The sequence below is a fragment of the Mycolicibacterium sp. XJ1819 genome, assembly GCF_053483675.1.
This window is the reverse complement of record NZ_JBEFST010000006.1, coordinates 12,685-36,521: the sequence shown is the minus strand read 5'-3', so window position 1 is coordinate 36,521 and position 23,837 is coordinate 12,685. Positions and strand designations below refer to the sequence as shown.

Genomic DNA, 23,837 nt, shown 5'->3' with positions numbered 1-23,837 from the left:
ACCCGCAGGCCTGCGGGTCGGCGAATCCGCGGAGTGAACGGATGCCCGCGTGCTCACGGCCGTCAGCGAAGTGCCCGCGGACCCGGGCCCGCCGTCGAACACCACCGACCGGAGCCCGAGGCTGTTGTGAGGAAAGGCATACCTATTGTTTCTTAGGTAACCCTCAGCTAATGTTCAGTCGCCGCACAGGCAACCTCACCGCAATCATCACCGCATTCAAGGAGAAATCGTGCCACTAGCCGTCCGCGCAGACTCGACGGAATTCGACCGAGGGTCGGACCGCTCCACGTCGACCTCCCGCCGCACCAAGTTCATGGTGGCCGGCGTCGCGATGGCCAGCGCCGGGGCACTCGCCGTCAACCCGGTGGCCCCCACCCCCGCCATGCCGGAGGTCCGTGCCGCCGCTGTCGAGCTGTCGGCGCTCGCCAACCCCCTCACCGCCTGGCAGCACGCCCTGAACAACACCTTGACCAGCCTGACCGCGCTAAGCGGCGACATCTCGGGGGCGCAGACCGGACTCGGCCTGGCACTGACCAATCCCGCGCTCTACAACGAACTTCTCGAGTTCGTCACGCAGAACGCCACCAACCCGCTGGCCCTGCCCACGGCCCTGCTGAACTTCCCGTCCACCTACGGCGGCACCATCACCGCGGCGCTGACCGACCTGTTGACCGCGCAGGAAAGGGGGCTCACCACGCTTCCGACGGCGCTGGCGGAGTCGTTGGGCTGGCTGAGCAAAGCCGAGTTCGTCGAGGCCTTCGGCGTGCTCAACGTCTGGTTCCTGGTCAACGTGCTCGGCGAATCGCGGCAGACGCTGCTCGACGCATTCGCGATTCCCGGCGATTTCTTCGAATCCATTGGCGCCGAACCGATCGCGCGGGTGTTTGACGCCCTGCTGACTCGCGGCACCGCCGGCAACCTGGGCCGTGCGCTGCTGACCGCTCAGGTCACCTCGACCATTCAGTTCATGGAGGTTCTCGACCTCACCAGAGCCGCGATTCAGGCGGGCGAACTCGACACGGCGGTAAGCGAATTGATGGACCTGCCCGCCAAGTACGTCAACGCCTTCCTCAACGGCTACGTGCCCGGCTTCCCGATCGACTACCCCAGTTCACCGAATCAACAGTTCCCGGGCATCTTCCACGAACTGGGGTTCGTCAACTTCTTCCTCGTCCAGATCCCCAATGCGATCGCGGGTGCGCTCGCCCCACCGGTCACTGCGGACACCTTCACCACCACCGAGGAGACCGCACCGGGACCGCTCGAGATTCCGACCGGAGAGAACGCCATCGCGGTGAAGTTCCAGAAGACGTCGACCGATAACGAAAAGTCGTTTGTGCCCGACGATTCGGGGATCGTACCCTCGGATGGACTGGGTGAGGGCGACGGCCTCGGCGACGGCGACAGCGGCGGCGAGCTCGGCGGCGGCGAGCTCGGCGGCGGCGACGATCTCGACTCCAACGACCTCGACCTCGACATCGACCTCGACACCGACGCCGACAACGATCTCGACGGTGACGATGCCGGTGACGGCGGCACCACAGTCACCCCCGGCGGCGCTGACGGCGCAACGCCGGCCGAAGGTGGCGAGACCCCCGGCACCACCGGTGACGACTCCGATGGTCCGTCGGCCAGTACCGACAACGCCGGCGGTGGCGACGGCGCCAACAACTAACACGCTGACGCAAGACGTGATGGGCCCCCTCGGCGACGAGGGGGCCCATCGACGTTCCGGCACTCAGCCGAGAAGGCCGAACCGCCGATAGGCGGCCTCTATTCGCGCCTTGGCCTCCGGCGGCAACTCGGCCTGAGGTGGGCGCGAATGCGGGTACGCGCCGATCGGCAGGCCCAGCACCGACGCGGCGTATTTGAACGCACCGCCCCAGTGCGTGAAGTAGTCGGGCCGGCCGGGGTAGCAGGTGAACCCCGAATGGATGTCCACGCCGAACTGGTCGAGGCCCGATTTCTCAGCGTGATCCATCGCCTCGACCAGGCGGTCACTCCAGATCAACTCCCAGTATTCGGAAAAGACTGGCCTGTCCGGGGTTTCGTACAGATACCCGGAGGTACCGAGTTGGGCCGGTCCCACCACCCCGGCGCGTAACCAGCCCGCGCGATACACCGTGGTGTCGCATTCCCAGATCGTCAGGTCCGGTGCCAGGTCATGCAACAGTCTGCTGGCGGCGGGCCGAAACGCCCCCTCCTTGGTCGCGCAGACCGCCGGGATCTCCTGGTAGATGCGGGCGCTCTCCTGTGGGCTCAGCACGTAGCCCGAGGACGGCGAGTTGAACATTCCCAGCGCGATATCGCTGCGGTCGGCGATGTATCGGAAGAATTTCAGCACGCCTTCGCCGCCGTGGGCCTCCATCATCGGCGTTTGGATGTAGACGATGTCGGCGCCCACGTCCTGAGCGTGCAACGTCAACTCCAGACAGTCCTTGGCCGCCATCGCGGCGGTGCATGCCTGCACCACGACATCGGGATTGGCGGCGCGACCCTCTTCGATCGCGACCTCCAGCAGGCGCTTTCGTTCGTCCATCGTCAGCGACCAGAACTCCGCGATGCCACTGGTGCACCACAGCATCGGGTGGCGCAGTTCGCCGACGCAGTACCGCACCAACGTGCGGTAGGCGTCCCAGTCGATGTCGTCGCCGTCCGTACCGCAGAACGGCGTGTAGAGCGAATTGCCGATACCGCGCAGCGTGCTTCGGGCCCATTCACGCGCCTCGTTGGCCGTCGCCATTGTCGTTCGCCTCCTCGGTAGAGCGAAGGTGCTCAGGTGAAGTCACTGCCTCCGTCGACGTTCACGTTGGCTCCCGTCATGTAGGAATTGCGCCGCGACGCGAGGAACGCGACCACGGGCCCGATCTCCTCGGGCAGCCCGGCACGCGGGAGGTGCGCCGGATGGCCGAAGTGCTCGTCGATGGCCGACATCAACGCGTAGGGATCGGTGCCGTCCACTCCGACCGATGCGGCCCAGCCGGTCAGCGCCTCTGAGGCGATGCTGCCGGGCGAGACCACGTTGACCATGATCTCGTCCTTGGCCAGCAGCAGCGACAGATTCTTCGAGACGCTGGTCAACGCCGCCTTGGCGGCGGTGTAGGCGGGCAGGATGACGCTCTGCCGTTGCGTCGAGTGAGCCGACAGATTCACGATGCGCGCCCATTCGGCCTTGCGCAGCAACGGCAGGGCCGACCGGACGCAGTGCACCATGCCCATCAGCCCGCCGTCGAACGCGGCGCGCCACTGCTCGTCGGTCAGGTCTTCGAAGGTGCCGACAACCTCGGGGCCGACGGCGTTGACGAGTGCGTTGAACTCACCGTTCCACCGCTGACCGAGCTGGTCGAATACGCTCGCCACCTGCTCGGCGTCGGTGATGTCGGCCACCAACCCGACCGCGTCGGGGCTTCCCCGGCGGGCCAGATCCGTTGCGGCCTCGTCGAGTAGCGCCTGTGTGCGGCCGATGACTGCCACCCGCGCACCGTCGTCGGCGAAGCATCGAGCGGCGGCAAGCCCCATCCCCCGCCCGCCCCCGACGACGACCGCGGCCGCGTCCTTGAATCCGAGGTCCATCTCAGGTGCCGGTCCAGTTCGGGGCGCGCTTCTCGGCGAACGCGATCGCGCCCTCCTTGGCGTCGTTGGACGAGAACACCGGGATGATGTATTCGAGCTGCTTCTGCCACATCTCGTCCTCACTCCATTCCACCGACTTGGTGAAAATCTCCTTGGTGGTCGCCACCGCCAACGGCCCGTTCGCAGAGATTCGCTCCGCCAATTCGATTGCCCCCGTGAGGGCTTCGCCCGGTTCGGTGAGGACGTTGACGAAGCCCCACGCCTCTGCCTGCTCGGCGGTGAAGCTGTCGCCGGTCAGCGCCAGTTCGAGCGCCTTCTGGTACGGGATGCGCTTGTGCAGTCGCAGCAGCCCGCCGCCGGCGGCCACCAGGCCGCGCTTGACCTCCGGGATACCGAACTTGGCCGACCGTGACGCCACCACCAGGTCTGTGGCCAGCACGACTTCGGTGCCGCCGGCCAGGGCGTAGCCCTCGACAGCCGAGATGAGCGGCTTCTTCGGCGGTCGCTCGGTGAACCCGATCCCCCGGCCCGGGATCGCGACCACTTCTCCGGCGGCGAACGCCTTGAGGTCCATCCCGGCGCAGAAGTTGCCACCCGCGCCGGTGAGCACCGCCGCCGACAGGTTCTGATCGCCGTCGAGTTCGTCGACGGCGTCGGCCAACCCCTGGCTGACCGCGAGGTTCACCGCGTTGCGCGCATCGGGTCGGTTGATCGTGATGACGAGCACGCGTCCGCGCCGCCCGGTGAGAATTTCGTCGGCCACCCTTCACCCTTCGCCAGTTGCGTTAGAAAGACTTACTATAGGTCTTACAGTAGAAGAGCGGAACACCAGGACCGAAGGCGCTCAACGGCGACCCAGCTGCGTAAACGCAGATCACCCGGCCGCTGACGGTACATTCGGGTCCGCTCCCCCGCGCGCAAGGGCCTGCGCGCGCAGTCGACTTCATGGAGGTGCCCTTCGTGGCGAGGCAACCGACCGCTGAGAAGCGTCAGCGACGCGAACGCGGGTCCATCAACCCCGACGACATCATCAAGGGCGCGTTCGAACTCGCCGAAGACGTCGGTATCGACAACCTGTCCATGCCGCTGCTCGGCAAGCATCTCGGCGTCGGGGTGACGAGCATCTACTGGTACTTCCGCAAGAAGGACGACCTGCTCAATGCGATGACGGACCGCGCACTGCGCCAGTACGTGTTCGCGACTCCCTATGTCGAGGCCAAGGATTGGCGTCAGACTTTACGCAACCATGCCCACACGATGCGAAAGACGTTTCTGGGCAATCCGATTCTGTGCGACCTGATTTTGATCCGCTCCGCACTCAGCCCGCGCGCGGCGAGGGTGGGCGTGCAGGAGGTGGAGAAGGCGATCGCCAGCCTGGTCGAGGCGGGGCTGTCGCCGGAGGACGCGTTCGACACCTACTCGGCGGTGTCGGTGCACGTGCGCGGGTCGGTGGTGTTGCAGCGACTTCGGGAGAAGAACCAGGCCACCGGCGACGGCGGGCCCAGCGACATCGAGGACACGATGACCATCGACGCCGAGACCACGCCGCTGCTCGCCCAGGCCAATCAGAAGGGTCACCACATCGGCGCGGCCGACGAGAACAACTTCGAGTTCGTGCTGGAATGCATCCTCGATCACGCCGAAAGGCTGCTCGAACAGGGCAAGCCCAAACCGCGCAAACGCTGAAAACCTTGCGATTTCGGCGTGGTCAGTCGCGCCCACCGCGACCAGCCACGCCCAAATCGCCCGTAATCAGACCTCGATGACGACGGCGCCGCCCATGCCGCCGCCCGCGCACATCGCGGCCACCCCGATGCCGCCACCACGGCGCTGCAGCTCGTAGATCAGCGTGGTGACCATCCGTGCACCCGATGCCGAGATGGGATGGCCGAGGCTGCAGCCACTTCCGGAGAAGTTCACCAGCTCCTCGTCGAGGCCGTACTCGCGGCATGCGGCAATCGGCACCGAGGCGAACGCCTCGTTGATCTCCCACAGCGTGACGTCCGAGGCCTTCAGGCCCGCGCGGTCGAGCACCTTGCCGATCACCTTCACCGCGCCCAGTCCGCAGTCGCGGGGTGCGACACCCGCTGCGGCCCAAGCCTTCACGGTGGCCAGCTTCGTCAGCTTCTCGGCATCGGCATAATCGCTGTCGACCAGCGCGACCGCGGCCGCGGCGTCATTGGTCCCGCTGCTGTTGCCCGCCGTGATCGAGAAGCCTTCGATCTCCGGGTGCAGTGGCTTGAGTCCCGCCAATTTCTCGGCGGTGGTGTCGCGGCGGGGATGCTCGTCGACGCTGAAGTCGATCACCGAACCGTCGAACTGCTGCACCTTCAGCGGCACGATCTCGTCGACGAACTTGCCCGCGTCGATGGCGGCGATCGCGCGCTGATGCGACCGCGCGGCCCATTCGTCCATCTCCTCGCGGGTGATGCCGACCGACTGCGCGGTGTTCCAGCCGACGGTGATCGACATGTCGCGGGTCGGCGCGTCCGGGGTCTCGACGTGGGTGGGGGTCATCCACCGCTCCTCGAACTTCAACTCCGGGCCGGGAATGCGCCAGTTGACCACCGGCGTCATCGACAACGACTGCACCCCGCCGGCGACCAGCACCCGCTCCATGCCGGAGCCGATCTGGGCGGCCGCGTTGCCGATCGCGGTGAGACTGCCCGCGCAGTGCCGGTTCACCGACTGGCCGGGCACGTCCTGCAAGCCGGTGGCGTCGGCCGCATAGCGGGCGAGATCGCCGCCGCCGTAATTCGATTCGGCGAAGATCAGGTCGTCGATGTCCTTCGGGTCGACCCCCGAGCGGCGGATCACCTCGGGCAGGATGGTGGTGATCAGCGTCTCCGGCGGAGTGTTGACCAGCGTGCCCTTGAAGGACCGGCCGATGGCGGTCCTGGCAGCACCGACGATGACGGGTGTGGGCATGTTCTCCACCTCGGGATTCGACGTTGACGACGTTACAAAACTAACACGTACTGTATACCTAGCGACCGCTCAGCTCATAGCTCGGGTTCGGGTACGTGGAAATGCTCGTCACGCAGCCGGAACGCCTCCTTGGTGCCGTGTTGGGCGCGGGTCTTGACGAAGTTGAACTCGCCCTCGGCGAACTGCAGGTTCGTGCCGTAGGCGTGAAAGAGGTAGCTGGCCACCTCTTCGCCCTGGTAGGCCTGGCTCTGTTCGACGAGCCGGAACGCCTCCTTGGCGATGACGACGCCGTCGGCGGGCATCTTCGCCACCTTCTCCGCCCAGTACCGCGCCCTGGCGGTGACCGAGCCGGCATCGCAGGTGTCGGTGAACACGCCGAGATGCTCGAGCTCGCCGGCCTCGATGATGTCGCCGGTCAACAGCAACCGGCGCGCCACCACCGGCCCGAGCCGGTGGAAGAACATGTGCAGGCTGCCCAGTGCGGGGCCGAGGAACCGGGTGGCCGGCATGCCGATCTTGGTGGTGCGCGCGATCACCGAGATATCGGTCATCAACGCCATCTCGAACCCACCGCCCAGCGCGTAACCACTGATTTCGCCCACCGTGACCTTCGGGAAGCCCATGAAATTGTGGTAGAAGCCAAACGATTTGCGGTCCACCGCGAGGCGTCGACGCTGGCTGGGCCTACTCTTCGCCTGCGCGGAGTCCTTGTCGCCGTACCAGCCGTAGGCGTTGTTCATATCGGCACCGGTGCTGAACACACCCTCCGCGCCGCGCAGCAGCACCACGGTGATGTCGTCGTCGTCGGCCACCTGGTCGAGATGACGACCGATGGTCTCGCGCATCGCCGCGTCGTAGGAATTGCGCTGGCGGGGGTTGTTCAACGTGATGGTCGCGATGCGCTTGTCGTGGTCGACATCGAACAGCACACGGTCGTCAGCGGGAGTTGTCATCATCAGTTCCTCAGTGCTCGGCGTTCGAAATCAACTTGGCTTCAATGGTTTTGTCCGAGCCGACGGCAAGCGTGTTCCGACGCGCGGCGGCCAGGTGGTCTTGGGCCAGCCGCACCGCCCGCGCCTCGTTACCGTCCCGGATGGCGCTCAGCAATCGCTGGTGGTCGCGCAGCGCCGCGCGCATCGTCTGGTGGTTCATCGGATCAGCGGTGTTGGTCTCGTCGCTCCACACCGACGACTCGTGCGCCGACCAGATCAGTTCCAGCGATCCGATGAGAAGGATCATCGGTTCGTTTCCGCACCGCGACACGATCGCCTCGTGAAAACGCCTGGCATTCGGAACGTACTGCGACAGGTTATCGAATTCCTCGGTCTGCCTGGCGATCTCGTCCTCGAGGTATGGCACCACCTCGGTCATCCGATCATCGCGGGCCGCGCACATGCCCGCGCAGATCGGCTCCAGGTGCATCAGCGCCCCGCTGACGTCGGCCGGTGTCGCCGCTCGCGTCTGCAACACCATGCTGATCATGTGAGCGGTGCGTTCGGCCGACGGGGGGTGAACGACCGCGCCGCCCACGTTGCCGCGCCGCACCGAGATCAAACCGTCGGTCTCCAGCAGGTGGATCGCCTCGCGCAGCGCGGGCGGGCTCACCCCGAACTCGGCGAGCAGATCGTCCTGCGGGGGCAGCACGTCGCCCTCCTTGATTCGGCCCGACAGGATGTCGTCGCGCAGGCGCGCCGCCACGATCTCGGCCACCCTCGGCTGCCGGACGCGCTGCACGCTGGTCATCGGCCGCTGATTCGCCGGGCACCGAAGTCGAAGACGCTCAACTTGTCCGGCGGGGAGGCCGACGTGCTGAACTCCCCTGTGCACAGCACATCGTCACCGTGCAGCAGCCGCGCCGTCGACGTCACCCGCCCGTCGGATTCCACCCGCACGATGTCGAAGCCGAGTTCGACCAGTATCGGTGTCGGCCTGCGGAAGCTCACCGTGAGCGAACGCGTCTTGCCGGTGCGCCCCGAAGCGCAGCTGTGGTGTTGGGTGACACAGTCGAAGAACACCGCGAGGAACCCGCCGTTGACCAGTCCCGGCGGCCCCTCGAACGGCAGCGGAAAGGTCACCCGCCCCGACGCCGTGTCGGCGTCGAGGCGGTCGAAGGTGTATTCGGGAAAGCACGGGTTGTACGCGCCGATGTCGAAGGCGTGGTCCAGATAAACACGTTGCGCCGGCGTGCTTTCCGGGCCGATGCGGGGAGTGAGATCAGCCGGCTGTGCGGCGGTGAGCTCGGCTTCCCACCGGCCGAACTGCTCGAGCATCGCATCGACGGCGGGATGGTCCTGCTCCATGGCCAACAGCAGACCGGTCAGACGACGCATGGCACCGGCTGCGGCGACGGTCTGCGCAAGCGGCTGCTCGCCGAATCGGGGTGCGCCCTCGGCCATGACTTGCCTTCCTCGACACCTGTTCGGTCCGTGCACTTTCCTTGCTAACTTGTACAAGATAGCACTACTGTATGCCTGACCATAGAGCACAGGAACGGTGGATCCGACGGTGACCGACGGCCAATTGACGATGTCCCGAGGGGGCGACACCCCGCACGTTGCCGACGAAGGGATCTGCCATGTCCTATGACGACATCACCTACGACACCGACGGGCACACCGCCACCATCACGCTGAACCGGCCCAAGGCGCTCAACGCGTTGAGCCCCCATATGATCGGCGAACTGCGTGCGGCCTATGAGGAGGCCGAAAACGACGACGACGTCTGGATTCTCGTCGTCACCGGCACCGGCCGCGCGTTCTGCACCGGGGCCGACGTCGGCGTGATCCCCGAAGACGGCCGGGTCATCTACGAGCGGCCCTACCTGTCCACCTACGAGCAGTGGGAGGCGCCCCAGGAGGGCACTCCCCCGTTTCGCCGGATGGCCAAACCTGTGCTGGCCGCGGTCAACGGGTTGTGCTGCGGCGCCGGCCTGGACTGGATCACCACCGGCGACATCGCGATCGCCTCCGACCAGGCCACCTTCTTCGACCCGCATGTGAGCATCGGTTTGGTGGCGGGCCGGGAGATGGTCCGGCTGGCCCGCGTGCTGCCGCGCAACATCGCGTTGCGCATGGCGCTGACGGGCAGACACGAGCGAATGAGCGCCCAACGCGCCTACGAGCTGGGGATGATCAGCGAGGTCGTCGAGCACGACCGGCTCCTCGAGCGCGCGCACGAGATCGCCGACATCGTGAACTCCAATGCGCCGCTGGCGGTTCGGGGCACTAGGCTGGCCATCCACAAGACGCTGGACCTTCCGTTGCAGGAGGCCGAGATCCTTGCCGAGACGTTCCGCGAGCGGGTGATCCGCACCGAGGACGCGCTGGAGGGCCCCAAGGCGTTCATGGAAAAGCGGCCACCGAACTGGCAGTGCAGATGACCGCGCAGAGTTTCGAGACGATCCTGCTCGACGTGGACGCCACCGCCCACGTCGCCACGATCACGCTGAACCGGCCCGCCGCGCTCAACGCGTTCAACCGCACCATGTGCGATGAGATGGCCGAAGCCTGGCAGGCGGTCAAGTTCGACGACACCGTGCACGCGGTGGTGTTGCGGGCGGCCGGCGACCGGGCCTTCAGCGTGGGTCTGGACATCAAGACCCCCTACGGGCAGCCCGAGAACGTCTGGAACCACGAGGATCCCGGCGAGAAGTTGAGCCCGAAATGGCAGAAGACGTGGAAGCCGGTGGTGTGCGCGGTACAGGGGATGTGCACCGCGGGTGCGTTCTACTTTGTCAACGAAGCCGACGTGGTGATCTGCTCGCAGGACGCCACGTTCTTCGACTCGCATGTCACCGCGGGGCTGGTCTGTGCCCTCGAGCCGATCGGGATGATGCGCCGTGTCGGGCTGGCCGAGGCCTTGCGGATCGCGTTGATGGGCAACGACGAACGCGTCAGCGCACAGACCGCGTTGCGTATCGGACTGGTCTCGGAGGTCGTCGACGCCGACCGGCTCTGGTCGCGCGCCCACGACATCGCCACCACGATCGCGGCCAAACCCCCGTCGGCCACCCAGGGCACGGTCAAGGCCATCTGGGAGTCACTGGAGAAGCCGTACCGCGCCGCACTCGAACAGAACCTGATCTACACCCGGCTCGGAAATCCGATCGGGCAGGCCGAACTCGCCGCGCGCACCGACGTCGGCACAGCCGAGCCGAGGATCCGCTGATGGCAGACCATCCGCTGTCGGACCGCATCGTCGACGTACTGGGCCTGCAACCCGGTGCGCGCGCCGTCGAATTCGAGGGCCGCTGGCACACCTGGGGCGAGATCGCGGGCCTGGCCCGACAAGTCGCCGAGCTACCGGGAAGCACCGGTCAAGTCGCAATCCTGCTGCGCAACACACCCGCCCACGTCGCGGCGTTCCTCGGGGTCTTCATGGCGGGCGGCACCGTCGTCGTCGTGAATCCGGCCAGAGGCGAGGACCGCGTCCGGGCCGACCTCGGAACTCTTCGGTTGCCGCTGGTCATCGGCGACAGTACGGATCTGTCGCTGGTGGGGCCGACGTCCTCGACGGCCACGGCGGCGATTCGCGGCCTGGCCGATGCGCCGACGGTCACCGCGGCCCCGCGGCCGGCCGACGACACCGCACGGGTCGGGGTCGCCGTACGGATGCTGACCAGTGGAACGACCGGCCCGCCCAAGCGAATCGACCTCACCTACGACATGCTGGCCTGCAGTGTGATCGGGCGGGACTTCGCGGCCGCGCCCGGACCGACACAGCTGCGCCGCGGGGTCGCGATCGTCAACGCCCCGCTGGTACACATCGGCGGCGTGTACCGGGTGCTGCAGTGCGTCTGCGAGGCCAGGTCGTTCGCGCTGCTCGACCGCTTCGAGCTGGGCTCCTGGGCCGACGCGGTGCGACGGCACCGGCCACAGGCGGTCTCGCTGGTGCCGGCGGCGTTGCGCACGGTGCTGCATTCGGATCTGAGCGCCGAGGACCTGCAGAGCATCCGGGCCGTCACCTCTGGGACCGCGCCGCTGTCCGCCGACGACGCCGACGCGTTCACCGCGAAGTTCGGCATCCCGGTGCTCACGTCCTACGCAGCCACGGAGTTCGGCGGTGGAGTCGCGGGCTGGACGCTGGGCGACTATCAGAAGTACTGGAACACCAAGCGCGGCAGCGTGGGCCGGGCCACCCTCGGTGCAGCGCTGCGGGTCGTCGACGACAACGGCGACCCGCTCGGTCCCGACCAGCCCGGGCTGCTCGAGGTCAAACCCGGTCAACTCGGCCCTTCGGCGGACTGGATGAGAACTACCGATCTGGGACGCATCGACGCCGACGGGTTCCTGTGGATCCTCGGCCGCGCCGATCAGGCGATCATCCGGGGCGGATTCAAGGTGATGCCCGACGACGTATGCTCGGCGTTGGAGAGTCATCCGGCCGTGCAGAGCGCCGCGGTGGTGGGCCGCCGCGACGAGCGGCTCGGCGAGACGCCGGTCGCCATGGTCGAACTGCGCGGCGACACCGGCACAGACACCGACACGCTCACCGAGCATCTGCGCACCCGACTGGCGCGTTACGAGGTGCCGACCGAAATCGCGGTCGTCGACCGCATTCCGCGCACCCCGTCGGGCAAGCCGGACCTCGGTGCGATCCGGGAGTTCTTCAGTGGTGCCGTCGGCCATGGCTGAACCGACCGTCGGTGCGGTGCTGCGCGAGCAATCGCGCCGTCGCGGCGACCACCCGCTGCTGGTGTGCGATTCCGACCGGCTCACCTACGCCGATGCCGACCGGCGATCGGCTCTACTGGCCCGCGGTCTGATCGCCCTCGGCGCCGGCAAGGGCACACACGTGGGCATCCTCTATCCCAACGGGCCGGACTTCGTCGTCGCGATGCTGGCCGCGGCACGCATCGGCGCGGTCGTCGTACCCTTCTCGACGTTCGCGACCGCGCCGGAGATGGCGAGGCAACTCGCGCACGCCGACGTCGAAATCCTGTTGGGCACCCGTGCCTACCGCGCCCACGACTACGTCCGGCGACTGGCCGACATCGAACGCGCCACGGTGCCGCTGCTGCGTCACGTCCTTCTCGACGCGAGGCCCCCGAACACTGTCGACGAAGCGCTGCTCACCGCGCTCGAAGACGACGTCGATCCCAGTGACTGGCTGGCAATCGTGTACACCTCCGGTTCGACGAGTGCGCCCAAGGGCGTGGTCCACACGCACTCGTCGCTTCTCGCACACCAGATAGAGCTCAACGAGATCCGGACTCTGACCGAACAGGACAGGTTGTTCAGCAACTCCCCGTTCTTCTGGATCGGGGGCCTCGCGTACGCCATCCTGGCCATGTTTCTGGCCGGTGGCACGTTGGTGTGCTCCAACGCCACCGACGCCGGCGAAACACTGGACCTGCTCGAAGCCGAAAAGCCCACGGTAACAAACGGTTTCGTGGCCACCATCGCCCACCTGGCGCGCCACCCGAGCCTCGCCGACCGTGATCTGTCCGCCATCCGCCGCGGCAACCTCTACCCGATCATGGCGCCGGAGGTGCGGCCCGCCGACCCCGAACTGCGCCACACCATGCTCGGTATGACCGAATCAGGCAGCGTGATCACGATCAGCGAAGACCAATCCGACCAACCGGAACACCGGCGCGGTTCGTTCGGCAAACCGTCGCCCGGCTTCGACACCAAGGTCATCGACCCCGACACCGGCCGACCGGTCATCGCCGGTGAGGTCGGCGAATTCTGCATCCGCGGACCGTATCTGATGGAACGCTATTACAAGCTCAGCCGAGAGCAGTGTTTCGACCCCGATGGCTGGTTTCACACCGGAGACCTCGTGCGCACCGACGACGACGGCTTCGTCTACTACATCGGCCGACGCGGCGCGATGATCAAGACCGCGGGCGCCAACGTGGCACCCGCCGAAGTGGAGAAGGCGATCGCCAAGGTCACCGGCGGGATGGCGGCTCACGTGATCGGGCTGCCCGACGCACAACGCGGTCAGCTCGTCGCGGCGGTCATCGCGCTGGAGGACGACGACGAATTCGACGAAGACGCGCTGCGCACGCGCTTGAGAGACGAGTTGTCGTCGTACAAGGTTCCACGCCGCTTCGTCGCCGTCCCCGCGACCCGTATCCCGGTGATGTCCAGCGGCAAGGTCGATTTGAAGCGCCTGGCCGAGGTGTTCGATGACTGACACCGTCGACGCACTGGTCAGGTTGCGCGCCGAGGTCGACGGGGCCAAGCCCGCGGTGATCGACCCCGACACCCGGATCTCCTATGCCGAACTCGATGCCACCACCCGCGATCTGGCGGCGGCGTTCGTGGCGGCGGGAGTCGGCAAAGGCACCCGCGTGGGCCTGCTCATGCCCAACCGTGTGCAGTGGGTGCAGATCGCGGTGGCGCTCACCCGCATCGGCGCGGTGCTGGTGCCGCTGAGCACACTGCTGCAGCCGCCCGAGCTCGCCGCAGCACTGCGAACGGCCTCGGTGCGGTATCTGGTCGCCGTCGAGGAGTTCCGTGGGCACCGGTATCTCGACGAGATAGCGTCGATGCGCTCCGAACTTCCTGCACTGCGCGATGTCTGGCGTTCCGACCGGCTGCCTGACGGTGATGCGTCGGTGCCGGTGGGTGCCATCACCGGTGCCGTCACGCCCAGCGACACCCTGGCGATCGTCTTCACCTCCGGCAGCAGCGGGCCGCCGAAGGGCGTCATCCATTCGCACGGCAATGCGCTGGGCGCCGTGCGGTCCGGGCAGGCCGCGCGGTGCATCGACGCCGACACGCGCCTGTACCTGCCGATGCCGTTCTTCTGGGTCGGCGGGCTGGCCGGCGGCGTGCTCTCGGCGTTGACGGCGGGCGCCACGTTGGTGACCGAGGCGATCCCCAGCCCGCAGACCACCCTGCGCCTGCTGGAGCGCGAACGGGTGACCCTGTTCCGCGGCTGGCCCGACCAGGCCCAGGCACTGGCGCGGGAAAACGTCGCGGTGGCAGCGGATCTGTCGACGCTACGGCAGGGCAGCATGCAGGCACTGCTGCCGCCCGAGCAGCGGTCCGAACCCGGGGCGCGGGCCAACCTGTTCGGGATGACCGAGTCGTTCGGACCGTACTGCGGCTATCGGGCCGACACCGACATGCCACGATCGGCATGGGGCAGTTGCGGCAGGCCGTTCGACGGCATCTCGGTGCGGATCGTCGACCCGCAGAGCGGCGAACCGCTGCCGGCCGGTGAGGTGGGCGAGATCCAGATCCGCGGTCCGCACGTCATGCGCGGCATCTGCCGGCGTCGACGCGAGGACGTCTTCACCCCCGAGGGCTACTATCCCACCGGCGATCTCGGTCATCTCGACCGCGACGGGTTCATGTTCTACCACGGCCGCGTCGACGACATGTTCAAGGTCAGCGGGGCGACCGTCTACCCCAGCGAGGTCGAACAGGCGCTGCGCACCATCGACGGTGTGCACAGCGCATTCGTCACCGAGGTCACCGGCGCGGTCGGTGCCGCGGTGGTGTCGCAATTGGACGTGGAGGTGCTGCGGGCCGCCGCCAGCCAACGGCTCAGCGCGTTCAAGGTGCCGACGGTGTGGCGGGTCGTGGACTCCGTCGACGACATCCCCTGCAGGGCCACCGGCAAGGTCGACGTGGGCGGGCTGCGCGCCCTGCTGGGCGGCTAACTGATCACACCGCAGGCGGTGAGGTGGTCGATCAACGGTTTGGCCCCGGCGGCCAGATGCTGCGACATCGCCGTGCGGGCGAGGTCCTCGTCGCGCTTCTCCAGCGCGGCCAGCAGCCTGCGGTGGTGCTTGTTCGACTTCTCCGGCCACCCGGTGATGGTGGGGAACACCGATTCTGGGGCGTATCGGGTGATCTGCGACATCAACTGGGCGAGCTTGGGTGAGTGGGCGGCGACGTTGATCGCACGGTGGAACTCGTGGTTCAACTGCACGGCGCGCTCGTCGTCGTCGGCGGCGTAGGCGTCCTCCAACTGCGACTGGATCCGCGCAAGTTCGCGCAGTTGCTCGTCGGTGATGTTGGCGGCGGCCCGCGCGGCGAGTTCACCCCCGATGTGGGCCTGTACGTCAGAGACATCGGTCAGGTCACGACCGGTCACCGGCAGCACCACGAAGCCACGCCGCGGTTGCTGGGCGAGCAGCCCCTCGGCCCTCAACTCGAACAACGCCTCCCGGACCGGAGTGACGCTGATCCCCAGTTCCGCGGCCAGCTGGTCGAGGCGGACGTACTCGCCGGCGGCATAGGTGCCGTCGAAGATCCGTTTGCGCACGAAACGTGCCACGTCCTCGGCCAATTGGGGCCGAGCCAGGAACTGAGAAGTCTCGGGACCCGTCACGGATCAGATCCGGTAGTCGGCGAGCAGTCGCTTGCTGATGATGTTCTTCTGGATCTCGCTGGTGCCCTCCCCGATGAGCAGGAAGGGAGCGTCGCGCATCAACCGCTCGATCTCGTACTCCTTGGAATACCCGTAGCCGCCGTGGATCCGGAAACTCTGCTGGGTGACTTCCGAGCAGAATTCGCTGGCCAGGAACTTCGCCATCCCCGCCGCGACGTCGTTGCGCTCGCCGGAGTCCTTGAGCCGTGCGGCATTGACCATCATCAGATGCGCGGCCTCCACTTTGGTTGCCATCTCGGCCAATTGGAACGCGATGGCCTGGTGCTCGGCGATCGGCTTGCCGAAGGTGTGGCGCTGCTGCGCGTAGCGCACGGCGAGTTCGAAGGCCCGGATACCCACGCCGCAGGCCCTGGCCGACACATTGACGCGGCCCACCTCGATGCCGTCCATCATCTGATAGAAGCCCTGGCCGGGGGCTTCGCCGAGGATGTCGTCGGCCTGCGCGACGTAACCGTCGAAGATCAGTTCGGTGGTGTCGATCCCTTTGTACCCGAGCTTGTCGATCTTGCCCGGGATCGTCAGCCCCGGCACCACTTCACCGAAGCCGGTGGGCTTTTCGACGAGGAATGCGGTCAGGTTGCGGTGCGGCCTGTCGGCGCCCTCGTCGGTGCGCACCAACGCGGCGACCAACGTCGAACTGCCGCCGTTGGTCAACCACATCTTCTGCCCGTCGATGGTGTATGTCCCGTCCGGGTTGCGGTTGGCCCTGGTGCGGATGGCGGCGACGTCGGAGCCCAGTTCGGGTTCGGACATCGAGAATGCGCCACGGGTCTCACCGGTCGCCATCCGCGGTAGGTAGTGCTGCTTCTGCGCGTCGGTACCGTGCTGACGCAGCATGTAGGCGACGATGAAATGCGTGTTGATGACTCCGGAGATGCTCATCCAGCCGCGGGCGAGCTCCTCCACGCACAGCGCGTAGGTCAGCAACGACTCCCCCAGCCCGCCGTACTCCTCCGGGATCATCAGCCCGAACAGGCCCATCTCGCGCATCTGGTCGACGATCGCCTGCGGGTAGGCGTCGGCATGCTCGAGTTCCTGGGCCGCGGGGATGATCTCCTTGTCGACGAACTGCCGTACGTTGGCGACGATTTCGGTCTGAAACTCGGTCAACCCGAGCGTCTGAGCCAGTCTGGTCACGAGCCGACCCTCTCGAACACCGCGGCCAGACCCTGCCCGCCGCCGATACACATGGTCTCCAGGCCGTAGCGGACCTGGCGGCGGTTGAGTTCGCGTGCCAGCGTGGCCAGCATCCGCCCGCCCGTGGCGCTGACGGGGTGGCCCAGCGAGATGCCCGAGCCGTGCACGTTGGTCCGGTCCAGATCCTCTGCGGTGAAGTTCCATTCCCTCATCACCGCGAGCGCCTGCGCGGCGAACGCCTCGTTGAGCTCGATCAGGTCGATGTCGCCGAGCGTCAGCCCCGCCTTGGCCAGCGCCGCCTCGGTCGCCGGGACCGGTCCGATGCCCATGACGTTGGGCGCCACCCCCGCCGACGCCCAGGAGACGAGCCGCACCAACGGGGTCAGCCCGAGCTGTGCGGCCTTTTCCGGGGTGGTGACGATGCACATCGATGCGGCGTCGTTCTGGCCGCTGGCGTTGCCCGCGGTGACCGTGGCCTCCGGATCGTCCTTGCCCATGATCGGTTTCAGTCTGGCGAGCGATTCGACCGAGGTGTCCGCGCGCGGATGTTCGTCGGTGTCGATGAGGGTTTCGCCGTCACGGGTGGGCACCGCGACCGGGATGATCTCGTCGGCCAGGATGCCGTTCTTCTGGGCCGCGATCGCTCGCTGGTGCGAGGCCACCGCCAACTCGTCCTGTTCCTGACGGGAGATGCCGTACTGGCAGCGCAGGTTCTCGGCGGTCTCGATCATGCCGCCGGGCACCGGATAGTGCCGCCCTCCCGCGGTGGTGCGGCCGCGGGCCAGCCCGTCGTGCACCTTCACCCCGGATCGCGCACCGCCCCAACGCATATCGGTCGAATAGAACACGACGTTGCTCATGCTCTCGGCGCCACCCGCTACCACGACGTCGCTGTCGCCGCTGCCCACCTGCAGGCAGGCCTGGATCACCGATTGCAGGCCCGAACCGCACCGCCGGTCGACCTGCATGCCGGGCACGCTGACGGGCAGACCGGCGTCCAGCGCCACCACACGGCCGATCGCGGGCGCCTCACTGCTGGGGTAGCAGTGGCCCAGGATCACGTCTTGCACTGCGGTGGGGTCGATTTTGGTTCGATCGAGTAGCCCTTTGAGCGCCGCGACGCCGAGGTCGACAGCCGTCAGCGATTTGAACATTCCGCCGTAGCGGCCGATCGGCGTGCGCACGGGCTCACAGATCACCACATCGCGCATCAGCTCATCCCCCCTTTCGCCGAAACGGACAAACGGGCGAGAAAGTGCGAGTGAATCGCACCATTTCGTCCTTCTCGGTGTGGACTCATATGTGCCGCCCCCCGGTGACCTCGAGGACCGTTCCGGTCATGTACGACGACAGATCGCTGGCCAGAAACAGCGCGACGTTGGCGACCTCGGCTGGTTCACCGGCCCGACCCATCGGCACCTCGGCCAGCTTCTCGTCCCAGATGCGTTGCGGCATCGCCTCGGTCATCGCCGACCGGATCAGCCCCGGCTGGATCGCGTTGACCCGCACGCCCAGGTGGGCGAGTTCCTTGGCGGCGGCCTTCGTCATCCCGACGATGCCGGCCTTGGCCGCCGAGTAGTTGGTCTGCCCGATCAGTCCGACCTTGCCCGAGATCGACGACATGTTGACGATCGCCCCGCGCTTGTTCTCGCGCATGATCGCCGCGGCCGCCTTGGTGCCGTTCCAGGTGCCCTTGAGATGCACGGCGATCACCTGGTCGAACTGCTCCTCGGTCATCTTGCGCAGGGTGGCGTCGCGGGTGATGCCGGCGTTGTTCACCATGATGTCCAGACCACCGAATGTCGTGACCGCGGCGCTGACCAACGCGTCGACGTCGTCGGCCTTGGTCACATCGCAGCGCACCGCCAGTGCGACGTCCGTGCCGCCCAGTTGCTTGGCGGCCGCCTCGGTGGCAGCCAGGTCCAGATCGCCCAACACCACACGCGCGCCCTCGGCGATGAACCCCTCCGCGATCGCGTACCCGAGGCCCTGCGCGCCTCCGGTGACGACTGCGGTCTGCCCGCTCAGCAACGACACCTGATCACCCCTCTTGAATGGCGGCGGCCCGGCGAGGGCCCCAACGGAGCAACATCATATTTCATATATGATCCGTCGAGTCGTTGGGCCGTCCGAGCCAACGGCGCACCCCAGCCCGGACGAGGAGCACAGCTGATGACCACCGCCGAAGTCAGCGACGACGACTTCGCCCAGATCCTGGCCCAGACCCGTGACTTCGTGCGCAGCGCCGTCGTGCCGCGCGAGCAGGAGATCCTGGCCGACGACCGGGTGCCCGACGACCTGCGCGAGCAGACCAAGAGGATGGGCCTGTTCGGCTACGCGATCCCGCAGCAGTGGGGCGGGCTGGGCCTGAACCTCGCCCAGGACGTCGAGTTGGCGATGGAGCTGGGCTACACATCGCTGGCGCTGCGGTCGATGTTCGGCACCAACAACGGCATCGCCGGGCAGGTGCTCGTCGGGTTCGGCACCGACGAACAGAAGAAGCGCTGGCTACCGGGAATCGCCTCCGGCGACGTCGTCGCGTCGTTCGCGCTGACCGAACCCGGCGCGGGATCGAATCCGGCGGGGCTGCGCACCAAGGCCGTTCGCGACGGCTCCGACTGGATCATCAACGGGCAGAAGCGGTTCATCACCAACGCGCCGGTGGCCGATCTGTTCGTGGTGTTCGCCCGCTCCCGCCCGGCCGACGCCGACGGGGCGGGTATCGCCGTGTTCCTGGTGCCCGCCGACGCCGCCGGGGTCACGGTCGGCGCCAAGGACGCCAAGATGGGCCAGGAGGGCGCCTGGACCGCCGACGTCACCCTCGACGACGTCCGGGTGCCCGACTCTGCGCTGGTCGGCGGCAGCGAGGACAACGGCTACCGGGCGGCGATGACGTCGTTGGCGCGCGGGCGGGTTCACATCGCCGCGCTGGCGGTGGGCACCGCCCAACGCGCCCTCGACGAGTCGGTCAGCTATGCCGCGACCGCCACCCAGGGCGGAACGCCCATCGGCCAATTCCAACTCGTGCAGGCGATGATCGCCGATCAGCAGACGGGAGTGCTTGCCGGTCGCGCACTGGTACGCGACGCCGCGCGCCTGTGGGTCAGCGGTGCGGACCGCAGGATCGCGCCGTCGGCGGCGAAGCTGTACTGCACCGAAATGGTCGGCCAGGTCGCGGATCTGGCCGTGCAGATCCACGGCGGCAGCGGCTACATGCGCGAGGTTCCCGTCGAGCGGATCTACCGCGACGTCCGGCTTCTTCGGCTCTATGAGGGCACCAGCGAGATCCAACGCATCATCATCGGGTCCAATCTGGTCAAGGCAGCACAGAAGGAGCGAGCGTGAGCGGTCGACTCGACGGCAGGGTGGCCTTCGTCACCGGGGCGGCCAGAGGGCAGGGGCGAGCACATGCCGTCCGGATGGCCGCCGAGGGCGCGGACGTCATCGCCGTCGACATCGCCGGCAAGCTGCCCGCGTGCGTGCCGTATGACTCGGCGACCCCCGACGACCTCGACGAGACCGCGCGGTTGGTGGAGGCCACCGGTCGACGGATTCTCGCATCGGTGGTCGACACCCGCGATGCCGAGGGACTCGAAAAGGCCGTCGCCGACGGGGTTTCCGCGTTCGGCCGACTCGACGTCATCGTCGCCAACGCGGGCATTTCCCCGCCGCAGGTGTGGAACGAGATCACCGCCGACGACTGGCGTGATGTCATGGACATCAACGTCACCGGCACCTGGAACACGGTCATCGCGGGTGCGCAGAAGATCATCGACGGGGGCCGCGGCGGGTCGATCATCCTGATCAGTTCGGCCGCAGGCGTCAAGCTGCAGCCGTTCATGGTGCACTACACGGCCAGCAAGCACGCCATCACCGGGATGGCCCGCGCACTGGCCGCCGAACTGGGCAGGCACAACATCCGCGTCAACAGCGTGCATCCCGGTCCGGTCAACACCCCGATGGGTTCGGGCGAGATGATCAACGCGATCGGCAGGGCACTGGAGACCAACCCCACGCTGGCCAACATGATGACGCCGTTTCTGCCCACCTGGGTGCTCGAACCCGAGGACGTCGCCGACGCGGTGTGCTGGCTGGCCTGCGACGACTCCAAATACGTGACGGCGACCGCGCTTTCGATCGACCAGGGCTCGACGCAGTACTAGTTGCGCGTCAGCCCATGAAGCGGGCGATCGACTCCGCGACCGCGGCGGGCTTCTCGGAGCCCTCGATCTCGACCGTCGTCGTCATGGTGACCTGCACGGCGCCGTCGAGTTTGTCGACCTTGGAGATCTCGGCGCGGGCGCGGATCTTGGAGCCCACCTTCACCGGCGTGATGAAGCGAACCTTGTTGTAGCCGTAGTTGATCGCCATCGCGACGTTCTTCACCGTATAGAGCTGGTGAGAGAAATGTGGCAGCAGCGACAGCGTGAGCAGGCCGTGGGCGATCGTCCCGCCGAACGGGCCGTTGGCCGCACGCTCCGGGTCGACGTGAATCCACTGGTGGTCCTCGGTGGCGTCGGCGAACAGGTTCACCCGTTCCTGGGTGATCTCCAACCACTCGGTCGGTCCGAGCTGGCTGCCCTCCGCCGAGGCCAACTCGTCGATCCCGTCGAACGTCTTCACTGTCTCCTCCTAGAACACCACGGTCTGGTTGCCGTATCGGATGATCCGGTCCTCACAGTGCCACAGCACCGCCCGCGACAATACGAGGCGCTCGACGTCGGCGCCCAGGCGGACCAGGTCGGCCACCGTCTGGCGGTGGTCCACCCGCACCACGTCCTGTTCGATGATCGGTCCCTCGTCGAGGTCCTCGGTGACGTAGTGGGCGGTGGCGCCGACGAGCTTGACGCCGCGCTCCTTGGCCCGCCGGTACGGGGCGGCGCCGATGAACGCGGGCAGAAACGAGTGGTGGATGTTGATCAGCGGGCAGCCCACCTCGGCGAGGAACCGCGGGGTGAGGATCTGCATGTAGCGTGCCAGTACCACCAGGTCGACGTTGCCGCGCAACAGGTCGAGTTGGCGGCTCTCGGCTTCCTCCCGGTTGTCCTTGGTCGCGGGCACGTGGATGAACGGCACCGAGAACGCGCGCACCTGATCGGCGAGGTCGGCGTGGTTGGCGACCACCATCACCACCGACATGTCGAGCTCACCGCGGCGGTTGCGCCAGAGCAGATCCAGCAGGCAGTGATCCTCCTTGGACGCCATGATCGCGACCCGTTTGGGCTTGGCGGCCTCGGTGAGCCGGAAATCCATGTCGAACTTCGAGGCCACCCGGTCGGCGAAATCGCGCTCGAGGCCGTCGCGGGCGGCCGCCAGCCCGGGCAGGTGAAAGATCGTGCGCTGCATGAAGGTGCCGCCCGACGGCTGGGTCGCGTGCTGGTCTAGGGAGACGATGTTGGCACCGGCGTCGGCGAGAAAAGCGCTGACCGCGGCGACCAGACCCGAACGGTCCGCGCAACGCAACAACAGTCTGCCGATGTCCTTGACCGGGAGGTCCCCCCGACCCGCTTGCGGGTATTGGTTCTCCACCTGAGTCAGATTGTCATACCTAGCTGGTTGGCGGCGGATACCCGGGCAGTTTTCCGCAGCGCCACACCGGCGACTCGGCATGCGTCTCGTGCAGGTTGACCCGCAGCGCGCGGTTTCCCGTTTCACAGCTCGATGCCGCCGACTGGGTCAGCGGTTCGGAGGCCAGCAGTTCGACGCGACCGAACCGGCTGGCATGCCGACTGACCAGGCAGACCCGCAGCGCCGCGTCGCCGCTGGCGACCGGGGCCGGCACCGCGGTGACGAGGTCGGCGGCCGGGCCGACGACGGCCACGCCGTGCCTGGCGCCGATCGCCAACGTTCCGTCCGGGGTGTCGAAGACGGCGCCGACGGCACAGCCTTCCTCGAACACGATGCGCTGCAGCGCGCAGTCCGGCTCGATGTCGATGTCGTGATCGTCCGCCTGGGACGTGAGCCAGGCGAGAAGCGAGCCGCCGAGGTCTGACGGGTCAGGTGAGATCGCGCCGAGATCGGCGACTTCGATCAGTTCGCCGTCGGCGGTGTGCGCCGTGGCGGTGCGCCAGTCCGAAACGCGGGTGTAGAGAAATCCGTACGGCGACGAGATGCAGCGTGCCGCCCACTGGCCGAGGCGCGATCCGACAAATGGCGCAACCGTGCCGCGCCTCTCGGCGGTCGTCGCGTGCACGACAGAAATCGGCACGCCGGGATCGCCCGCATAACGTATCGGTTCCAGGTCGCTGGCGAGCGCGGCGAAATACTCACACGTTTCGCGGTCCGAAACGTCAAGTCCCAACCAGGAGTCCAGTGCATCTGCCGCGGCGGCCCGGGACCCGGCGACGAACACGTCACCTCCGAGCGCTCGCGCGGCTACCGAGGTGGCCAGCCCCGCCGCTCCGGAGCCGGTGCACACCATGTCGACTTCTCGGTCCCACATCACCGTTAACTACCTCGGTATTGCTATTCGGCCGCGGGCCGTATCGAGCACCGCCACGCGCGATGCCGTTGACCTATCAATATGACGTAATTGTCCCCCTCAAGCAAAGTTGCCACAGTCCGCGTAGGGATTTGAGGGGGTTTGCCATCGCGGACCATGGCAACAGGGATGAAACTACCATTCAGCGTTGCTCCACGACAGTGCGCACCGTGAATACCTCTGCGCGACGCCGTCGGCGGCACCGTCGAGTGCTTCGCGGTATCGAGCGGACCGACGGTCATCACATCGGGTACTTTACATACCTTTTGGATGTTGGGGAGATGACGGCAGACCGGCGGCCTGACCCCCGGCGAGAACGAAGAAATGCGAGAAATTAATTTACTTGATCGAAAATTGATTGCGC

At 67.0% G+C, this 23,837-nt stretch carries 23 protein-coding genes; 9 read left to right on the top strand and 14 right to left on the bottom strand.

Going from position 1 to position 23,837, the window contains the following annotated elements; genetic code table 11:
- Positions 1 to 229 precede the first annotated feature (229 nt).
- A complete protein-coding gene (locus tag ABQE89_RS07845; protein WP_448415743.1) occupies positions 230 to 1,675 on the top strand; it encodes a hypothetical protein in 1,446 nt (481 codons plus the stop codon).
- A gap of 63 nt (positions 1,676 to 1,738) precedes the next feature.
- Here ABQE89_RS07845 and ABQE89_RS07840 read toward each other — a convergent pair whose 3' ends face one another.
- From ABQE89_RS07840 to ABQE89_RS07830, 3 genes are read right to left on the bottom strand one after another with little or no spacing between them, the layout of a single operon-like run.
- Positions 1,739 to 2,743: a dihydrodipicolinate synthase family protein gene (locus ABQE89_RS07840; RefSeq protein ID WP_448415742.1), complete on the bottom strand. Its 1,005-nt coding sequence runs from the start codon at positions 2,741 to 2,743 to the stop codon at positions 1,739 to 1,741.
- A gap of 32 nt (positions 2,744 to 2,775) precedes the next feature.
- Positions 2,776 to 3,573, bottom strand: a complete 798-nt coding sequence (locus ABQE89_RS07835; protein ID WP_448415741.1) for an SDR family NAD(P)-dependent oxidoreductase — start codon at positions 3,571 to 3,573, stop codon at positions 2,776 to 2,778.
- A 1-nt stretch (position 3,574) separates the two neighbouring features.
- On the bottom strand, positions 3,575 to 4,336 hold the full coding sequence (locus ABQE89_RS07830; RefSeq protein WP_448415740.1) for a crotonase/enoyl-CoA hydratase family protein: 762 nt from the start codon (positions 4,334 to 4,336) through the stop codon (positions 3,575 to 3,577).
- Between the two features lie 197 nt (positions 4,337 to 4,533).
- Between ABQE89_RS07830 and ABQE89_RS07825 the strand changes: the two genes are divergently transcribed.
- The gene (locus tag ABQE89_RS07825) at positions 4,534 to 5,259 is read left to right on the top strand and encodes a TetR/AcrR family transcriptional regulator (protein ID WP_448415739.1); all 726 of its coding nucleotides are present in this window, start codon (positions 4,534 to 4,536) and stop codon (positions 5,257 to 5,259) included.
- Positions 5,260 to 5,325: 66 nt separating this feature from the next.
- Here the strand turns inward: ABQE89_RS07825 and ABQE89_RS07820 are convergent, their stop codons facing one another.
- From ABQE89_RS07820 to ABQE89_RS07805, 4 genes are all read right to left on the bottom strand, one after another.
- A complete protein-coding gene (locus ABQE89_RS07820; protein WP_448415738.1) occupies positions 5,326 to 6,501 on the bottom strand; it encodes a thiolase family protein in 1,176 nt (391 codons plus the stop codon).
- A 74-nt stretch (positions 6,502 to 6,575) separates the two neighbouring features.
- Complete coding sequence (locus tag ABQE89_RS07815; RefSeq protein WP_448415737.1) at positions 6,576 to 7,454, bottom strand: enoyl-CoA hydratase/isomerase family protein; 879 nt, start codon at positions 7,452 to 7,454, stop codon at positions 6,576 to 6,578.
- A gap of 10 nt (positions 7,455 to 7,464) precedes the next feature.
- The gene (locus ABQE89_RS07810) at positions 7,465 to 8,244 is read right to left on the bottom strand and encodes a FadR/GntR family transcriptional regulator (protein WP_448415736.1); all 780 of its coding nucleotides are present in this window, start codon (positions 8,242 to 8,244) and stop codon (positions 7,465 to 7,467) included.
- On the bottom strand, positions 8,241 to 8,897 hold the full coding sequence (locus ABQE89_RS07805) for a hotdog family protein (RefSeq protein WP_448415735.1): 657 nt from the start codon (positions 8,895 to 8,897) through the stop codon (positions 8,241 to 8,243). The genes ABQE89_RS07810 and ABQE89_RS07805 overlap by 4 nt, the downstream gene beginning before the upstream one ends.
- Before the next feature lie 179 nt (positions 8,898 to 9,076).
- On the opposite strand from ABQE89_RS07805, the gene ABQE89_RS07800 reads away from it, so the two are divergent.
- Genes ABQE89_RS07800 through ABQE89_RS07780 form a run of 5 tightly spaced genes read left to right on the top strand, consistent with a single transcriptional unit; the run spans position 9,077 to position 15,121 of the window.
- Positions 9,077 to 9,880: an enoyl-CoA hydratase/isomerase family protein gene (locus ABQE89_RS07800; protein WP_448415734.1), complete on the top strand. Its 804-nt coding sequence runs from the start codon at positions 9,077 to 9,079 to the stop codon at positions 9,878 to 9,880.
- Positions 9,877 to 10,668 carry an enoyl-CoA hydratase/isomerase family protein gene (locus ABQE89_RS07795; protein ID WP_448415733.1) on the top strand — a complete coding sequence of 264 codons (792 nt, stop codon included), beginning with the start codon at positions 9,877 to 9,879 and terminating at the stop codon, positions 10,666 to 10,668. The genes ABQE89_RS07800 and ABQE89_RS07795 overlap by 4 nt, the downstream gene beginning before the upstream one ends.
- Complete coding sequence (locus tag ABQE89_RS07790) at positions 10,668 to 12,134, top strand: class I adenylate-forming enzyme family protein (RefSeq protein ID WP_448415732.1); 1,467 nt, start codon at positions 10,668 to 10,670, stop codon at positions 12,132 to 12,134. Before ABQE89_RS07795 ends, ABQE89_RS07790 begins: the two co-directional genes overlap by 1 nt.
- The gene (locus ABQE89_RS07785; protein WP_448415731.1) at positions 12,127 to 13,644 is read left to right on the top strand and encodes a class I adenylate-forming enzyme family protein; all 1,518 of its coding nucleotides are present in this window, start codon (positions 12,127 to 12,129) and stop codon (positions 13,642 to 13,644) included. Before ABQE89_RS07790 ends, ABQE89_RS07785 begins: the two co-directional genes overlap by 8 nt.
- Positions 13,637 to 15,121, top strand: coding sequence for a class I adenylate-forming enzyme family protein (locus ABQE89_RS07780; protein ID WP_448415730.1), 1,485 nt, complete (start codon positions 13,637 to 13,639; stop codon positions 15,119 to 15,121). The genes ABQE89_RS07785 and ABQE89_RS07780 overlap by 8 nt, the downstream gene beginning before the upstream one ends.
- Here ABQE89_RS07780 and ABQE89_RS07775 read toward each other — a convergent pair.
- The 4 genes from ABQE89_RS07775 to fabG form a co-directional block, all read right to left on the bottom strand.
- The gene (locus ABQE89_RS07775; RefSeq protein WP_448415729.1) at positions 15,118 to 15,795 is read right to left on the bottom strand and encodes a GntR family transcriptional regulator; all 678 of its coding nucleotides are present in this window, start codon (positions 15,793 to 15,795) and stop codon (positions 15,118 to 15,120) included. The two genes, ABQE89_RS07780 and ABQE89_RS07775, sit on opposite strands and share 4 nt — an antisense overlap.
- Before the next feature lie 3 nt (positions 15,796 to 15,798).
- A complete protein-coding gene (locus ABQE89_RS07770) occupies positions 15,799 to 16,992 on the bottom strand; it encodes an acyl-CoA dehydrogenase family protein (protein ID WP_448415728.1) in 1,194 nt (397 codons plus the stop codon).
- A complete protein-coding gene (locus ABQE89_RS07765; protein WP_448415727.1) occupies positions 16,989 to 18,203 on the bottom strand; it encodes an acetyl-CoA C-acetyltransferase in 1,215 nt (404 codons plus the stop codon). Before ABQE89_RS07765 ends, ABQE89_RS07770 begins: the two co-directional genes overlap by 4 nt.
- A gap of 85 nt (positions 18,204 to 18,288) precedes the next feature.
- Positions 18,289 to 19,029: a 3-oxoacyl-ACP reductase FabG gene (gene fabG / locus ABQE89_RS07760; RefSeq protein WP_448415726.1), complete on the bottom strand. Its 741-nt coding sequence runs from the start codon at positions 19,027 to 19,029 to the stop codon at positions 18,289 to 18,291.
- Positions 19,030 to 19,164: 135 nt separating this feature from the next.
- On the opposite strand from fabG, the gene ABQE89_RS07755 reads away from it, so the two are divergent.
- Together ABQE89_RS07755 and ABQE89_RS07750 are read left to right on the top strand one after the other, a co-directional pair.
- Positions 19,165 to 20,337 (top strand): acyl-CoA dehydrogenase family protein, encoded by a 1,173-nt coding sequence (locus tag ABQE89_RS07755; RefSeq protein WP_448415725.1) that lies wholly within the window; start codon positions 19,165 to 19,167, stop codon positions 20,335 to 20,337.
- Entirely contained in the window at positions 20,334 to 21,155 is an 822-nt protein-coding gene (locus tag ABQE89_RS07750) for a mycofactocin-coupled SDR family oxidoreductase (protein ID WP_448415724.1), read from the top strand. The genes ABQE89_RS07755 and ABQE89_RS07750 overlap by 4 nt, the downstream gene beginning before the upstream one ends.
- Before the next feature lie 7 nt (positions 21,156 to 21,162).
- Here ABQE89_RS07750 and ABQE89_RS07745 read toward each other — a convergent pair whose 3' ends face one another.
- From ABQE89_RS07745 to ABQE89_RS07735, 3 genes are read right to left on the bottom strand one after another with little or no spacing between them, the layout of a single operon-like run.
- Positions 21,163 to 21,615: a MaoC family dehydratase gene (locus ABQE89_RS07745; RefSeq protein WP_448415723.1), complete on the bottom strand. Its 453-nt coding sequence runs from the start codon at positions 21,613 to 21,615 to the stop codon at positions 21,163 to 21,165.
- Between the two features lie 9 nt (positions 21,616 to 21,624).
- Positions 21,625 to 22,521 carry a formyltetrahydrofolate deformylase gene (gene purU, locus ABQE89_RS07740; RefSeq protein WP_448415722.1) on the bottom strand — a complete coding sequence of 299 codons (897 nt, stop codon included), beginning with the start codon at positions 22,519 to 22,521 and terminating at the stop codon, positions 21,625 to 21,627.
- 19 nt (positions 22,522 to 22,540) lie between these two features.
- Positions 22,541 to 23,434, bottom strand: a complete 894-nt coding sequence (locus ABQE89_RS07735; RefSeq protein WP_448415931.1) for an FAD-dependent oxidoreductase — start codon at positions 23,432 to 23,434, stop codon at positions 22,541 to 22,543.
- Positions 23,435 to 23,837: the final 403 nt, after the last annotated feature.

What these genes read in the sequence shown, in the direction of transcription:
- ABQE89_RS07840 (WP_448415742.1), bottom strand. Translation starts at nt 2,743, where the DNA reads ATGGCGACGGCCAACGAGGCGCGTGAATGGGCCCGAAGCACGCTGCGC.
- ABQE89_RS07835 (WP_448415741.1), bottom strand. Translation starts at nt 3,573, where the DNA reads ATGGACCTCGGATTCAAGGACGCGGCCGCGGTCGTCGTCGGGGGCGGG.
- ABQE89_RS07820 (WP_448415738.1), bottom strand. Translation starts at nt 6,501, where the DNA reads ATGCCCACACCCGTCATCGTCGGTGCTGCCAGGACCGCCATCGGCCGG.
- ABQE89_RS07815 (WP_448415737.1), bottom strand. Translation starts at nt 7,454, where the DNA reads ATGACAACTCCCGCTGACGACCGTGTGCTGTTCGATGTCGACCACGAC.
- ABQE89_RS07810 (WP_448415736.1), bottom strand. Translation starts at nt 8,244, where the DNA reads ATGACCAGCGTGCAGCGCGTCCGGCAGCCGAGGGTGGCCGAGATCGTG.
- ABQE89_RS07805 (WP_448415735.1), bottom strand. Translation starts at nt 8,897, where the DNA reads ATGGCCGAGGGCGCACCCCGATTCGGCGAGCAGCCGCTTGCGCAGACC.
- ABQE89_RS07800 (WP_448415734.1), top strand. Translation starts at nt 9,077, where the DNA reads ATGTCCTATGACGACATCACCTACGACACCGACGGGCACACCGCCACC.
- ABQE89_RS07795 (WP_448415733.1), top strand. Translation starts at nt 9,877, where the DNA reads ATGACCGCGCAGAGTTTCGAGACGATCCTGCTCGACGTGGACGCCACC.
- ABQE89_RS07790 (WP_448415732.1), top strand. Translation starts at nt 10,668, where the DNA reads ATGGCAGACCATCCGCTGTCGGACCGCATCGTCGACGTACTGGGCCTG.
- ABQE89_RS07785 (WP_448415731.1), top strand. Translation starts at nt 12,127, where the DNA reads ATGGCTGAACCGACCGTCGGTGCGGTGCTGCGCGAGCAATCGCGCCGT.
- ABQE89_RS07780 (WP_448415730.1), top strand. Translation starts at nt 13,637, where the DNA reads ATGACTGACACCGTCGACGCACTGGTCAGGTTGCGCGCCGAGGTCGAC.
- ABQE89_RS07765 (WP_448415727.1), bottom strand. Translation starts at nt 18,203, where the DNA reads ATGCGCGATGTGGTGATCTGTGAGCCCGTGCGCACGCCGATCGGCCGC.
- ABQE89_RS07755 (WP_448415725.1), top strand. Translation starts at nt 19,165, where the DNA reads ATGACCACCGCCGAAGTCAGCGACGACGACTTCGCCCAGATCCTGGCC.
- ABQE89_RS07735 (WP_448415931.1), bottom strand. Translation starts at nt 23,434, where the DNA reads ATGTGGGACCGAGAAGTCGACATGGTGTGCACCGGCTCCGGAGCGGCG.